The organism is Streptomyces sp. NPDC088116 (assembly GCF_044741745.1).
Taxonomy (GTDB): domain Bacteria; phylum Actinomycetota; class Actinomycetes; order Streptomycetales; family Streptomycetaceae; genus Streptomyces.
This window is the reverse complement of record NZ_JBIUTF010000004.1, coordinates 180,054-194,128: the sequence shown is the minus strand read 5'-3', so window position 1 is coordinate 194,128 and position 14,075 is coordinate 180,054. Positions and strand designations below refer to the sequence as shown.

Here is a 14,075-nt window from a genome sequence, read left to right as displayed (position 1 = left end):
TCAGGTGATCTCCCGGCCGATCGGATGGGGGTTGGGTTGGATCTTCTTGATGTCCGGCCGTCCCGGCGCCTTCAGGAACAGGGCCAGTAAGGCGGAGGCGATGCCGATGCTGCCGGCGATGACGAACGCGCCCTGGTAGTCCCAGGCGCCCACCACGACGGCTCCCATACCGGAGCCGACCAGGCCGGAGACGAGCTTGGAGCTGTAGACCATGCCGTAGTTGGAGGCGTTGTTGTTCTCCCCGAAGTAGTCCGCCGTCATCGCCGCGAACAGCGGGAAGATCGCACCGCCGCCGAAGCCGGAGACCATCGAGCAGAAGAGGAAGAACGGCATGCTGCCCATCGAGCCGGATATCAGCACGCCGAACTGCGCGCTGCCCAGGATCAGGCAGACGAAGATCAGCGTGTTGCGGCGGCCGTAGCGGTCGGAGATCCAGCCGATGACTCCGCGCCCCGTACCGTTCACGATCGCCTTGAGCGACATCGCGGTGGCCACGATCCCGCCCGTGAAACCCATGTCCTTGCCGAAGGGAACCTGGAACGCGATGCCGAAGATATTGATCCCGGCGGTGCAGAGCAGGCAGAACCACATCATCCACAGCACCGGTGTGCGTGCCGCCTCCCTCGGTGTGTACTGCTTCACCGCCGGCGGGTTCTTCGCCAGCGCACGCCGGATCCTCGGGTCCCGCGACGTCTTGAGCGGGTCGGCGCCCTCCGGCCACCAGTACTTCGGCGGGTCCTTGAAGAACCAGCCGGCGCTCGCCACGACGAGGCAGCAGATCACACCGACGAGCACCAGCACGCTCTGGTAGTTGCTCAGGTCCATGTACGAGGTGAAGAGGAAGACGAAGGGCACGGAGCCATAGGCGAAACCGCCGTTGACGAGGCCGGTCTTGCCTCCCTTGCGCTCCGGATACCACTTGCCGACCATGTTCACGCAGGTGGCATAGACGAGTCCGGCGCCGATACCGCTGAACATCCCGAAGCCGAGATACGCCACGATCACATGCGGCGCGTAGGCGAGGGAGACATAGCCGAGCAGGGTGCCCAGCGCGCCGAGCAGCATCGCGTAACGGGCGGGCAGCCTGCCGCTCTCCCGGAGTTGCCCGGCGGGAAAGGCGACGGCCGCCTGGAAGAACACCCAGACGCCCATCAGCCAGAATATGTGTCCGCTGTTCCAGAGATGAGCCTCGTGCAGAGTGTCCTCCGCCGAGGTGAACGCGTACTCCGACGAACTGATGCCGAGCATGCCCATCCAGGGGAAGAGCACCATCGTCCATCGCGGCCGGCCCATGATGTCCCGGTCCTTCTCGCCGATCCGGTACACGCGGCCGTTGCGGTCCGTCACCTCTTTGAAGGGGACGGAGCGCTTGAGCTGAGTAGTGGTCATGTGGTCTCGCACCCCTTGCATCGAAAGAACTGGCCAGCGCCCCCTGTCCAAAACCTTCGTGCTCGCGCGAGTGGGTCAGGTCATCAGTCGCCCTCCCAAACGAGTGTGTGAAGAAAGAAAGTGACTGAACGTCATAGCAGCCCCGCCGCCCGCGCCCACTCGTACTTCGCACCGAGCACCGCGACCGGCTTCTCCGTGGTGTACGGGTACGCCACGACACCGTGCTCGAAGAGGTACTGGCACGCCTCCTCGACCTCGACATCGCCCGCGAGCGATGCCACGACCGGCTTCCGGATGCCCCGCTCGCGGAACTCGGCCACGACCCGCGCCGTCAGTTCGGCGAAGACCATGGGCGGGGTGACGATGGTGTGCCAGTAGCCCAGGACCAGCGCGTGGATCCGTGGATCCTCCAGGCCCAGCCTGATCGTCGCCTCGTAGGTGGACGGAGGCTCACCTCCGGTGATGTCCACCGGATTGCCGGCCGCGCCGAACGGCGGGATGAACGCCCGGAACGACTCGTCCAGATCCGGCGGGATCTCCATCAGCGACAGTCCGTTGTCGACGATGGCGTCCGACAGCAGTACGCCCGAGCCGCCCGCGCCCGTGATGATGACTACGTTGTCACCCTGTGGGGTGGGAAGCACGGGCAGCGCCCGCGCGTACTCCAGCATCTCGTTCAGACCCGGCGCCCGGATCACCCCGGCCTGCCGCAGGATGTCGCCGTACACCGCGTCGTCCCCGGCGAGCGCGCCGGTGTGCGAACCGGCCGCCCTGGCACCGGCCGCCGTACGCCCGGCCTTCAGCACCACCACCGGCTTCTTCGGTACGGTCGCGCGTGCCGCCTCCACAAAGGCCCGGCCGTCCTTCAGATCCTCCAAGTGCATCGCGATGCACCGGGTGTTGGGGTCCTCGCCGAACCAGGTCAGCAGATCGTCCTCGTCCAGGTCCGATTTGTTGCCGAGCCCGACGATGGCCGAGACACCTGTCCTGGTGGTCCTGGCGAAGCCGAGGATCGCCATGCCGATACCACCGGACTGCGAGGTCAGCGCCACACCGCCCTTGACGTCGTACGGGGTGCAGAAGGTGGCGCAGAGGTCCTGCCAGGTGGAGTAGTAGCCGTAGATGTTCGGCCCCAGCAGCCGTACGCCGTACTCCTCCGCGATGGCCACGATCCGTGCCTGGAGCGCGTGTTCGCCGGTCTCGGCGAAACCGGACGGGATCAGTACGGCGTTGGGGATGCCCTTGCGGCCGACCTCCTCCAGAGCCGCGGGCACGAACTTCGCGGGGATCGCGAAGACCGCCACATCGGGCTCGCCCGGAACATCCATCACGCTCTTGTACGCCTTGCGGCCGAGGATGTCATCGGCTTTGGGATTCACCGGGTGGATGTCGCCGGGGAAACCACCGTCGATCAGGTTCCGCATGACCGAATTACCGATCTTGCCCTGCTCGTTGGAGGCGCCGATGACGGTCACCGAACGCGGCTTCATCAGCCGCCGCATCGAGACCAGGATCTCCTCGCGGGTGTACGTACGCCGGGTCGCCGGAACCTCGGCGGTCAGCAGGATCCGCACGTCGGCGGCCATCACCCCGTGCTCCGAGGCGAACACCGGATTGAGGTCGACCTCGGCGATCTCGGGGAAGTCGGCCGCGAGCCGCGACACCTTGACCACCAGCCCGGCGAGCGCGTCCCGGTCGACGGCCGCGCCGCCGCGCACCCCGCGCAGGATCTCCGCCGCGCGGATCGAGTCGAGCATCGACAGCGCGTCGTCCTTGGAGGCCGGGGCCAGCCGGAAGGTCACATCCTTGAGGACTTCCACCAGGATGCCGCCCAGCCCGAAGGCCACGATCTTGCCGAAGGTCGGGTCGGTGACCGTACCGATCAGCACCTCGGTGCCGTCCGGCACCATCTGCTGGACCTGGACGCCGAGGATGCGCGCCGTCGGATCATACGTCCTGGCGTTGGCGACGATCGCGGTGAACGCCCCGCGCACCTCGGCGGCCGACGTGAGCCCGATCCGGACGCCGCCCGCGTCCGTCTTGTGCAGGATCTCGGGCGAGACGATCTTCATCGCGACCGGGAAACCGATCCGGTCGGCGAGCGCCACGGCATCGTCGGCGCACTCGGCGAGCCCTTCGGCGGGGGTGGGGATGGCGTAGGCGTCGGTGACGGCCTTGCCCTCGGGGCCGGTCAGTGCGGTACGTCCCTCGGCGAGCGCGGTGTCCAGGACGGCGCGCACGGCCTGCCGGCGTTGTTCGCCGGGTTCTGCGGTGTCGACCGGCGGTCCGGTGATGCCCGTCGCCGGTTCTGTGATGTCCACTGCCGGTTCGGTGATGTCCACTGCTAGATGACTCCGTTCGTCTTGAGAGCGCGCAGTTCCTCGTCGCCCAGGCCCAGTTCGCCCACGTACACCTCGGTGTTGTGTTCGCCGAGCAGTGGTGAAGTGACCACATCCACGGGGGAGTCGGAGAGCTTCAGCGGGCTGCCGACCGTGGTGAACGAGCCGCGCTGGGGGTGGGGGACCTCGACGACCATCTCGTTCGCCGCCAGCGAGCCGTCCTCGATGATCTCCTTGGTCGAGAGGATCGGACCGCACGGGATGTTGTGGGCGTTGAGCTGCTCCAGCACCTCCCACTTGGGGAGGGTGGCCGTCCACTCCTCGATGAGCTGGAACATCTTGCCGAGCTTGGGCAGCCGCGCCTCCGGGGTCGCCCACTCGGGGTCGTCCGCCAGCTCGGGCCGGCCCATCAGCGCGGTGACCGGCCGCCAGCCCACCGGCTGCACGATCACATACACATAGTCGTTGGGGCCGCCCGGCGCGCACTTGACGGCCCAGCCGGGCTGTCCGCCGCCGCTCGCGTTGCCGCTGCGCGGCACCTCGTCGCCGAAGTCGTCATTGGGGTACTCGGCGAGCGGACCATGGGCCAGGCGCTGCTGGTCACGCAGTTTCACCCGGCAGAGATTGAGCACGGCGTGCTGCATCGCCACATTGACCCGCTGGCCACGGCCGGTGTGCTCGCGCTGGTAGAGCGCGGCGAGAATGCCGGCGACGGCGTGGATACCGGTGCCGGAGTCGCCGATCTGCGCGCCGGTGGCGAGCGGCGGCCCGTTCTCGAAGCCGGTCGTGGACATCGAGCCGCCCATGGCCTGCGCGACGACTTCGTACGCCTTGAAGTTGGTGTACGGGCCCTCGCCGAAGCCCTTGATGGAGGCGTAGACGATCCGGGGGTTGATCTCCTGGATGCGCTCCCAGGTGAATCCCATGCGGTCGACGGCCCCGGGGCCGAAGTTCTCCACCATGACGTCGGAGCGGCGGATGAGCTCGGTGAGGATCTCCTTGCCGCGCTCGGTCTTGGTGTTGAGGGTGATGGACCGCTTGTTGCAGTTGAGCATCGTGAAGTACAGCGAGTCCACGTCCGGGAGGTCGCGCAGCTGCTTGCGGGTGATGTCGCCGCTCGGCGCCTCCAGCTTCACCACGTCCGCGCCGAGCCAGCCGAGCAACTGGGTGGCGGAGGGCCCGGACTGAACGTGCGTCATGTCCAGCACCCGTATCCCGGTGAGGGCCTTGGGGGTGTCGCCGCCGTGCGGGGACCGCCGGTTCTCAAGAGCCTGGGTCATGGGAGGGCTCCTTCACTTGTACATGGTCTGGTTCATGGTTCCGGGGGCGTACGCGTCGGGGTCGACCCAGACGTTGATCAGCGACGGCAGCCCGGACTCGCGGGCGCGCCGGAGTGCGGGCGCGATCTCGGCCGGGTCGCGGACCTCTTCGCCGTAACCTCCCAGCATCTGGGCGAACTTGTCGTAGTGGACGTCGCCGAGGGTGTTGCCGACGCGCTCGCGCTCGTCGCCGTACTTGGCCTTCTGGCCGTAACGGATCTGGTTCATCGAGGAGTTGTTGCCGACGATGCCGACGAACGGCAGGTTGTAGCGCACCAGCGTCTCGAAGTCCCAGCCCGTCAGGGAGAACGCGCCGTCCCCGAAGAGCGCCACCACCTCCTTGTCGGGCCGTGCCTGCTTGGCGGCGAGGACGAAGGGGATGCCGACACCGAGGGTGCCGAGCGGTCCCGGGTCCATCCAGTGGCCGGGCGACTTGGGCTGGACGACCTGGCCGGAGAAGGTGACGATGTCGCCGCCGTCGCCGATGTAGATCGAGTCCTCGGTGAGGAATTCGTTGATCTCGCTGACGAGCCGGTACGGGTGGATGGGGGAGGCGTCCGACCTCAGCTTCGGCAACCGCTTCTCGATCGCGCTCTGTTCGGCCGCGCGCAGCTCGTCCAGCCACGCCTTGCGCTTGACCGGACCACCGTTGACACGGCCGCTCGCGGCCTGGGTGACCGAGGAGAGCACGAGTCCCGCGTCACCGACGATGCCGAGGTCGATGTCCCGGTTCTTGCCGACCGTGCGGTAGTCGAGGTCGATCTGGACGACGGTCGCGTTTGGCGAGAGCCGCTTTCCGTAGCCCATCCGGAAGTCGAAGGGCGTACCGACGATGACGATGAGGTCGGCGTTGGAGAAGGCGTAGCGCCGGGACAGCTGGAAGTGGTGCGGGTCGCCGGGCGGCAGTGTGCCGCGCCCCGCCCCGTTCATGTACGCGGGGATGTTCAGCGTCCGCACCAGTTCGGTCGCCGCGTCCGTCCCGCGCGTCGTCCAGACCTGACTGCCGAGCAGGATCGCCGGCTTCTCGGCCTGGACGAGCAGGTCGGCGAGTTTCTCGACGGCTTCGGGATCACCGGCCGAGCGGGTGGAGGCCCGGTAGTGGCCGGCCGCGGGGACCCGGGCCTTCTCCACCGGCACCTTGGCGTCCAGCACATCGCGCGGGATCTCCAGGAAGGAGGGCCCGGGGGCGCCGTGGTAGCACTCGCGGAAGGCCATCGACACCATGTCGGCCGCGCGCGCCGTGTCCGGCACGGTGGCGGCGAACTTGGTGATGGGGGTCATCATGTCGACATGCGGCAGGTCCTGGAGGGACCCCATCTTGTGCTGGGTATGGGCCCCTTGGCCGCCGATGAGCAGCATGGGTGACTCGGCGCGGAAGGCGTTGGCGACCCCGGTGACGGCGTCCGTCGTGCCGGGGCCCGCGGTCACCACGGCGCAGCCGGGCCTGCCGGTGATACGGGCGTAGCCGTCGGCGGCGTGGGCGGCCACCTGCTCATGACGTACGTCGACGACGTCGATGCCTTCGTCGACGCAGCCGTCGTAGATGTCGATGATGTGGCCGCCGCAGAGGGTGTAGATGACCTCGACGCCCTCTGCTTTGAGCGCCTTGGCGACGAGGTGACCACCGGAGATGAGTTCTTGGCTGTCGTCGGGCATGAGGAGGTCCCTGTCCCTTCGTCGGGGAGGGTGAGAGCCCTCCCGCATATTGCATACAGGTTCATTGCATACAGTCTACGAATACTGTATGAAACTTGTTATCCCGCATCGAGTGGATGGTGTCCAGGGGGCGTGCGCCACTTTCCGTCAAAAGGGAGCCGGCATGGATCTGTACGAGCACCAGGCAAGGCAACTCTTCGCCGAGCACGGCATCGCGGTGCCGGAGGCCGAGGTGGTGGCGCTGGCCAGGGAGGCACGGTCCGCCGCCGAACGGCTCGGTGGCCGCGTGGTCGTCAAGGCGCAGGTGAGGACCGGAGGCCGGGGCAAGGCGGGCGGGGTGAGGCTCGCGGCCGATCCGGCGGCGGCGGAACTGACCGCGCGTCATATCCTGGGCATGGACATCAAGGGGCACACCGTCCGGAAGGTGATGCTCGCCCAACCCGTCGACATCAAGGCCGAGTTCTACGTCTCGTACGTCCTCGACCGCGCGGCCGGGGCCTTCCTCGCCATCGCCTCGGCCGAGGGCGGCACGGAGATCGAGGAGGTCGCGGCCACCCGGCCGGAGGCGGTGGCCCGTATCCCCGTCGATCCGGCGAACGGCGTCACCGAGGCGAAGGCCGCCGAGATCGCGGCGGCGGCCGGGCTGCCGCCCCCCACCCTGCCCGTACTTCGGGCACTGTGGCAGGTACTGATCCGTGAGGACGCGCTCCTGGTCGAGGTGAACCCTCTCGTACGCACCGCGGAGGGGCTGATTCTCGCCCTCGACGGCAAAGTGACCCTTGACGACAACGCCCGCTTCAGAAACGGGCGTTGGGACAACGGCGGAACCGAACCGGGCGCGGATCCACTGGAGGCCACCGCGGCGGCCAAGGGGCTGAACTATGTGAAGCTCGACGGCGAGGTCGGCGTCATCGGCAACGGCGCGGGCCTGGTGATGTCCACCCTCGACGTGGTCGCCGGCTGCGGCGCCCGCCCCGCCGACTTCCTTGACATCGGGGGAGGGGCGTCCGCCCAGGTGATGGCGGACGGGCTGTCCGTCATCCTCTCCGACCCGGCCGTGAAGTCCGTCTTCGTCAATGTCTTCGGCGGGATCACCGCCTGCGACGCGGTCGCCGACGGCATCGTCCAGGCCCTGGAAACCGTGCGGTTGACCAAACCGCTCGTGGTGCGCCTGGACGGCAACAGCGCCGCGCGGGGCCGCGAGATCCTCGCGGAGCGCGCGCATCCGCTCGTGGAGCAGGTCACCACCATGGACGGCGCGGCCAAGCGGGCCGCCGTACTCGCGAACGCCGGATGACCGGCGATGAAGACGAAGGCGCTGCCCAGCTCGCGCTGGAGTTCCTGGAGCAGGTTGACGACCTGACCAGGAACTCGCAGGGAGCAGCTGGCTCACCCGGATCGACTGGATCAAGGAGAAGAAGACCATGGCCATTTTCCTGACCAAGGAGAGCAGGGTCCTCGTCCAGGGCATGACCGGCGGCGAGGGCATGAAGCACACCCGGCGGATGCTCGCCGCCGGCACCGATGTCGTCGGCGGCGTCAACCCGCGCAAGGCGGGCCGTACCGTCGACTTCGACGACCGTTCCGTACCCGTCTTCGGTTCCGTGGGGGAGGGCATGGCGGCGACCGGCGCGGACGTCACCGTCCTCTTCGTCCCGCCGCCGTTCGCCAAGGCGGCCGTCATCGAGGCCGCGGACGCCGGTGCCGGACTCGCCGTCGTCATCACGGAGGGCATCCCGGTCCATGACGCCGTCGTCTTCCACGCCTACGCCAGGAAGCGGGGCACCCGTATCATCGGCCCCAACTGCCCAGGACTGATCAGCCCCGGGCAGTCCAACGCGGGCATCATCCCGGCGGACATCGCCGCCAAGCCCGGCCGGATCGGACTTGTCTCCAAGTCCGGCACCCTCACCTACCAACTCATGTACGAGCTGCGGGAGATCGGCTTCTCGTCGGCGGTCGGCATCGGCGGAGACCCCGTCGTGGGCACCACTCACATCGACTGCCTCGCCGCCTTCGAGGACGACCCGGACACGGAACTCGTCGTACTCATCGGAGAGATCGGCGGCGACGCGGAGGAACGCGCGGCGGCCTACGCGGCTTCGCACGTCACCAAGCCGGTCATCGGCTACATCGCCGGATTCACCGCGCCCGAGGGCAGGACCATGGGGCACGCGGGCGCGATCGTCTCCGGCTCGTCCGGCACGGCGGAGGCCAAGAGGAAGGCCCTGGAGGCGGCCGGTATCGCGGTCGGCTCGACCCCTTCGGAGACCGCGCGGCTGGTACTCGATCACCTCGCGGCGGCAGGCGACCTCACCCATAATTGAACGGGGTGCGTGCCACCACGAGGTGACGCCGTCGAGTGACGACGACTCACCGGCAGTGTGCGAGCCGAGCCACGCACCTCCCGCCCCGCAGAGCGGAGACCTCAATGGCACCCCCTCTCACCATGGTGAAACCCGGCACGGCCTGGTCCGACGCCTGGCAGCGCAGCCTCGCCGTCGCGCCCGAGGCCTTCCGCGACGACCGTGTGCTCAACCACTGGGCAGCGTCGTGGCGGACCGACGGCCGGTCCCTGGCCGCCACCAGCCCGGTCGACGGCACCCCCGTCGTGGGCCCGCCGCGCCTCGACGCCGCCACGGCCCAGCAGGCGGTACGCGCCGGCCTGGACGAACACCGCGCCTGGCGGCACGTCCCGCTGCCGGAGCGCGAAGCCCGCGTCGGGGCCACCCTCGACGCGCTCTCCGAACACCGCGACCTGCTCGCCCTCCTCCTCGTCTGGGAGATCGGCAAGCCGTGGCGGCTCGCCCGCGCCGACGTCGACCGTGCGATCGACGGTGTGCGCTGGTACGTCGACGGCATCGAACCGATGCTGGAAGGCCGCAGCCCGCTGCCCGGACCGGTATCCAACATCGCCAGCTGGAACTACCCCATGTCGGTCCTGGTCCACGCCATGCTCGTGCAGGCCCTGGCCGGCAACGCGGTGATCGCCAAGGCCCCGACCGACGGCGGAGTGGCCTGCCTGACCCTGGCCTGCGCGCTCGCCGCCCGCGAGGGCATCCCGGTGACACTCGTCAGCGGCAGCGGCGGCGACCTCTCCGAGGCGCTCGTCCGCTCGCCGGAGATCGGCTGCGTCTCCTTCGTCGGTGGCCGGGACACCGGCGCGAGAATCGCCACAGCAGTCGCTGACCTGGGAAAACGCCATATCCTCGAACAGGAGGGCCTCAATACCTGGGGCATCTGGAACTACAGCGACTGGCCCGCCCTGACCGCCGTCATCCCCAAGCTGTTCGACTACGGGAAGCAGCGGTGCACGGCCTACCCGCGTTTCGTCGTCCAGCGCTCGCTCTTCGCCGACTTCCTCGCCGCGTACCTCCCCGCCGTACGCTCCCTGCGCATCGGCCACCCGCTGGCGGTCGAGCACCCCGACGACCCCCTCCCGCAACTGGACTTCGGTCCACTCATCAACGCGGCCAAGGCCAAGGAACTGGAGGACCAGGTCTCCGAGGCGATCGGCCGCGGGGCCGTCCCGCTCCACCGGGGAACGCTCGACGAGGGGGCCTTCCTCCCGGACCAGGACACGAGCGCCTATGTCCCGCCCGTAACCCTGCTGAACCCGCCGCCGTCCTCCCCGCTCCACTACGCGGAACCCTTCGGCCCGGTCGACACGATCGTCCTGGTCGATACGGAGGCGGAGCTGCTGGCCGCGATGAACGCCTCGAACGGCGCCCTCGTCGCGACCCTCTCCACGGACGACCCCGACACCTACGACCGGCTCTCACCCCAGATCCGCGCGTTCAAGACCGGTCATGGAAAGCCGCGTTCGCGCGGTGACCGCGATGAACTCTTCGGTGGCTTCGGCCACTCCTGGCGAGGCGCCTTCGTCGGCGGCGAGCTTCTCGTACGAGCGGTGACGGACGGCCCGGCGGGGGAGCGCCCACCGGGCAACTTCCCGGACTACCACCTGATGCCGTAGGCGGTGCCCGACGCTGTGGGCGGTGCGGAAGGCGCCTCTATGCTGGGGGCGTGACCCCCAGAGCCGACCGGAGTACCGGGCTGCGAGCGGACGCTGCCCGCAACCGCGCCCGGGTGCTGCGGATCGCCCGCGAGCAGATCGCCGCCGGCGACGAGTCGCTCCAGCTGAACGCCCTCGCCCGGCTCGCGGGACTGGGTATCGGGACCGTGTACCGCCATTTCCCCAACCGGCACGCGCTGGTGGAAGCGCTCTCGGCGGAGCGGTTCCGGGAACTCGTCGAGGAGGCGCAGGCCGCCGCGGTCGAAGAGGACGCCCTGGCGGGCCTGCATCGCCTGCTGCGGTTCGCACTGGAGCGGGCGCTGGACGATCCCGGCTTCGCGGCCGTACTGGAATCCGCCACGGACGCCGCCGAACAGACCTCGGAGATGAAGTCCGAACTGGACGGCGCGGTCGAAGAGTTGCTCGGACGCGCCCGCCGCACCGGCGTGATCCGGAGCGACGTCGAGGCCGACGACGTACGAAGGCTGCTCTGCGGCATCCAGCACGCGGTGCGCACCGGAGACGGCGGCCCGGGGCGCGCCGAGATGTACCTCGACATCCTTCTCCAGGGCCTGCGTCCCCCGCTCTGACGGTCGTTTCGGCGGCGCCGTCGTACGACATCACCCGTAAGTGGATAGGTATCCGCTTGTGTTGGTGTGCTGCCCGACGAGAATCGGATAGTTATCCGTTTGCGGGTGATGGAGGGCGGGGCCATGGAAAAGCGGGCCGTAGTGACAGCGGGGACCGGAGGCATCGGCCTGGAGACAGCGCTGGGGCTGGCCGCGGCCGGCTACGCCGTCACGGTGGTCGGCCGCAATGCCGAGCGCGGCGCGGCGGCCGTCGAGCGGATCGCCGCCGTGGCCACCGCGGGGAACCCGGTCTTCGCGCAGGCCGACCTCTCCTCACTCGGCGAGACCCGGGCGCTGGCCGCACGACTGGCGGCGGCGGGGCCGCTCGCCGTCCTGGTGAACAACGTCGGCGCGATGTACGAGCAACGGCAGCGGACCGTCGACGGCATCGAAGCGACGTTCGCGGTCAACCACATCTCGCCCTACCTGCTCACCGAGCTGCTCCTGGAGACGCTCCGGGCGGCGGACCGGAGCCGGATCGTGAACGTGAGCTCCAGCGCCATCCGGGCCGCCAAGCGCAGCTTCGACGCTGTCGAGCCGCCGGGCGGGTACTACGGCTTCCATTGGTATGGCCGAGCCGAACTCGCCCATCTCGCCTACACGTTCCACCTGGCGGAGCGGCTCCGCGGCACCGGTGTCTCGGTCTTCGCCGCCGACCCCGGCGGCGCCGCGACCACGATGACCGACCGGACCATGCGCTCGCCCACGATCGTCTCGCCGGGGCTGCGCCTGCTGTGGCCGCTCGTCCGCCGCACCTTCGAACGCGCCACCTCCGGCCCCGCCGCGACAGCCGCGCGGCCCTCCCTCTTCGTCGCGACCGAGGCCTCGCTGGAAGGGAAGACGGGCCTGCTCATCGGCCCCGACGCCCGCCCCGCGACGCCCTCACGCCGGAGCGTCAGCCCGCAGGTGGTGCGCGACGTCCTCGCGCTCAGCCGCCAGTGGGCACCACTCACGACGACGTGAGCGCACCCGGAGGGGGCCGGCACTGCCCGGATCCATCCGTTTGCCACCATCGTCCACACGCTGCGTGACGGTCCGTGCGCGACACGTCGATGCGGGTCGCAGGGCGGTCCAGGGGGCGTCGAAGGCTTTGTCTGCGGACCGCTGACCACCGGATATGTGGGTGAGGGCAGCTCTGATCCCCTGGTATTGTTGTCTCTGTCGCCGCGAGCACACCACCGCGGTTCGACCGCTCGTCCGGGTGGCGGAATGGCAGACGCGCTAGCTTGAGGTGCTAGTGCCCTTTATCGGGCGTGGGGGTTCAAGTCCCCCCTCGGACACCAGGGGTAGTTCACTCGAATACCCAGGTTGGTTTCACGGAACTCCCAGCACGGACTCGTCCGGGCTGGGAGTTCTTTCGTATGTTCGGGATCTTGTTCGGCAAGGGGCAGCTGACGAGCCCGGCAGGACGCGAACAGGCGGATACCTCGTGGCTGCCCGGCCAAGCACCGTACGAAGAAGGGCATCAAGAAATGGCCAATACCTCCAGGCCGCTGTTGTCCGCCCCGTGCGGGTCCGCCGCACGCCTGCTACCGCAGCCAGCGCTCCAGTGCCATGTCGGCGATGTCCTGGAGTTCGTCGCGGCCGAGGCCGCCGGCGGCCTGGACGGCGATGCCGAACGACACCGTCATGACATATCGGGCGAGCTGTCGCGGGTCGGCGTCGCGCGGAAGATCGCCCTCGTCGACAGCCCGCTGGAATCGTTCCTCGAGGCGTAGACCCGAATCGTTCCGCCACTCGGCCAGCATGTCGTGCGCGGGCCGCCCCGCATCGCTCGACGCCAGCGCGCCCTGCACGACCAGGCATCCCGCAGGGCCTTCGGGGTGCGTCGTGGTCCGAACCGCTCCGTGGAGAATCGCCTCGGCCACGCCTCGCGCGGTCGGCTCCTCCAGGGCGCGCGTCCCGTAGTCGGCCGGACCCTCGGTGTAGCGCTCCAGAGCTTTGCGGAACAGCTTCTCTTTGTTGCCGAAGGCCGCGTACAGGCTTGGCTTCGTGATGCCCATGGCCTTGGTCAGATCGGTGAGGCTGACCCCCTCGTATCCCCGTTCCCAGAACACCTGCATGGCGCGCTCGAGCGCCTCGTCGATATCGAACTCTCGAGGCCGACCGATAACGGCGCTCCGCGAACCAGCCATGTGTGCAGCGTACTCCCGAGTGACGATCCGGCACGACTTCTATACCGATCGGAACAGAAAGCTTGTACTCTCGGTTCCTGCCCACGACGGCAGTCACCACGGCGAGTTCATGGAAGGGCGTCGTCACAGTTCGATCATCGTCCGAATACACGCCCCGCGGGTCGGGGGCGGCAGGGAGGCCAGCATGTCCGAGAAGGAAGTACGCGAAGTCTTCGAGCGTTACATCGAGGCGCTCAACGCCCATGAGTTCGACCGGATGAACGAGTTCATTCATGACGAGCTCACCGAGAACGGCCGGCCGGTCACGCGGGACGACGTCATCGCGGAGCTGAAGGGGCACGGCGACGCGGTGCCGGACTTCACCTGGCGGGTACGGGACGTGGCCACCGACGGTGACCGCGTCGCAGCCCGTCTGTTCAACAAGGGCACCCCCGCGAAGGAGTGGTTCGGTGTCGCTCCGACCGGCGAAACGATCGAGTACGCCGAGTACTCCTTCCACAAGGTGCGTGACGGACGCTTCTACGAGATGAACTACCTGATCGACGCCCAGGCCGTACAGCGACAACTCGGCATCTGACCTCCGGAAGCGACCC

General features: G+C 68.7%; 11 protein-coding genes and 1 tRNA gene. 7 read left to right on the top strand and 5 right to left on the bottom strand.

Going from position 1 to position 14,075, the window contains the following annotated elements:
- The 4 genes from ACIOJD_RS17830 to ACIOJD_RS17815 all read right to left on the bottom strand — a co-directional run bounded on the left by ACIOJD_RS17830 (position 1) and on the right by ACIOJD_RS17815 (position 6,703).
- Positions 1 to 1,389 carry an OFA family MFS transporter gene (locus tag ACIOJD_RS17830; RefSeq protein WP_401914280.1) on the bottom strand — a complete coding sequence of 463 codons (1,389 nt, stop codon included), beginning with the start codon at positions 1,387 to 1,389 and terminating at the stop codon, positions 1 to 3.
- Positions 1,390 to 1,520: 131 nt separating this feature from the next.
- The gene (locus ACIOJD_RS17825; RefSeq protein WP_401915489.1) at positions 1,521 to 3,629 is read right to left on the bottom strand and encodes an acetate--CoA ligase family protein; all 2,109 of its coding nucleotides are present in this window, start codon (positions 3,627 to 3,629) and stop codon (positions 1,521 to 1,523) included.
- 104 nt (positions 3,630 to 3,733) lie between these two features.
- On the bottom strand, positions 3,734 to 5,008 hold the full coding sequence (frc, locus tag ACIOJD_RS17820; RefSeq protein ID WP_401914279.1) for a formyl-CoA transferase: 1,275 nt from the start codon (positions 5,006 to 5,008) through the stop codon (positions 3,734 to 3,736).
- Between the two features lie 12 nt (positions 5,009 to 5,020).
- A complete protein-coding gene (locus ACIOJD_RS17815) occupies positions 5,021 to 6,703 on the bottom strand; it encodes a thiamine pyrophosphate-binding protein (RefSeq protein ID WP_401914277.1) in 1,683 nt (560 codons plus the stop codon).
- Between the two features lie 163 nt (positions 6,704 to 6,866).
- On the opposite strand from ACIOJD_RS17815, the gene sucC reads away from it, so the two are divergent.
- The 6 genes from sucC (at position 6,867) to ACIOJD_RS17785 (ending at position 12,630) form a co-directional block, all read left to right on the top strand.
- Positions 6,867 to 8,000, top strand: coding sequence for an ADP-forming succinate--CoA ligase subunit beta (gene sucC / locus ACIOJD_RS17810; protein ID WP_401914275.1), 1,134 nt, complete (start codon positions 6,867 to 6,869; stop codon positions 7,998 to 8,000).
- A 127-nt stretch (positions 8,001 to 8,127) separates the two neighbouring features.
- Positions 8,128 to 9,030 carry a succinate--CoA ligase subunit alpha gene (sucD, locus tag ACIOJD_RS17805; protein WP_401914274.1) on the top strand — a complete coding sequence of 301 codons (903 nt, stop codon included), beginning with the start codon at positions 8,128 to 8,130 and terminating at the stop codon, positions 9,028 to 9,030.
- Between the two features lie 104 nt (positions 9,031 to 9,134).
- A complete protein-coding gene (locus tag ACIOJD_RS17800) occupies positions 9,135 to 10,679 on the top strand; it encodes an aldehyde dehydrogenase family protein (protein WP_401914273.1) in 1,545 nt (514 codons plus the stop codon).
- A 50-nt stretch (positions 10,680 to 10,729) separates the two neighbouring features.
- Positions 10,730 to 11,308, top strand: a complete 579-nt coding sequence (locus ACIOJD_RS17795; protein ID WP_401914271.1) for a TetR/AcrR family transcriptional regulator — start codon at positions 10,730 to 10,732, stop codon at positions 11,306 to 11,308.
- 123 nt (positions 11,309 to 11,431) lie between these two features.
- Positions 11,432 to 12,310 carry an SDR family NAD(P)-dependent oxidoreductase gene (locus ACIOJD_RS17790; RefSeq protein WP_401914268.1) on the top strand — a complete coding sequence of 293 codons (879 nt, stop codon included), beginning with the start codon at positions 11,432 to 11,434 and terminating at the stop codon, positions 12,308 to 12,310.
- 232 nt (positions 12,311 to 12,542) lie between these two features.
- A tRNA-Leu gene (locus tag ACIOJD_RS17785) sits at positions 12,543 to 12,630 on the top strand.
- 246 nt (positions 12,631 to 12,876) lie between these two features.
- On the opposite strand, the gene ACIOJD_RS17780 is transcribed toward ACIOJD_RS17785, so the two are convergent.
- Complete coding sequence (locus ACIOJD_RS17780) at positions 12,877 to 13,482, bottom strand: TetR/AcrR family transcriptional regulator (RefSeq protein ID WP_401914266.1); 606 nt, start codon at positions 13,480 to 13,482, stop codon at positions 12,877 to 12,879.
- A gap of 184 nt (positions 13,483 to 13,666) precedes the next feature.
- Between ACIOJD_RS17780 and ACIOJD_RS17775 the strand changes: the two genes are divergently transcribed.
- The gene (locus ACIOJD_RS17775; RefSeq protein WP_401914264.1) at positions 13,667 to 14,059 is read left to right on the top strand and encodes an ester cyclase; all 393 of its coding nucleotides are present in this window, start codon (positions 13,667 to 13,669) and stop codon (positions 14,057 to 14,059) included.
- Positions 14,060 to 14,075: the final 16 nt, after the last annotated feature.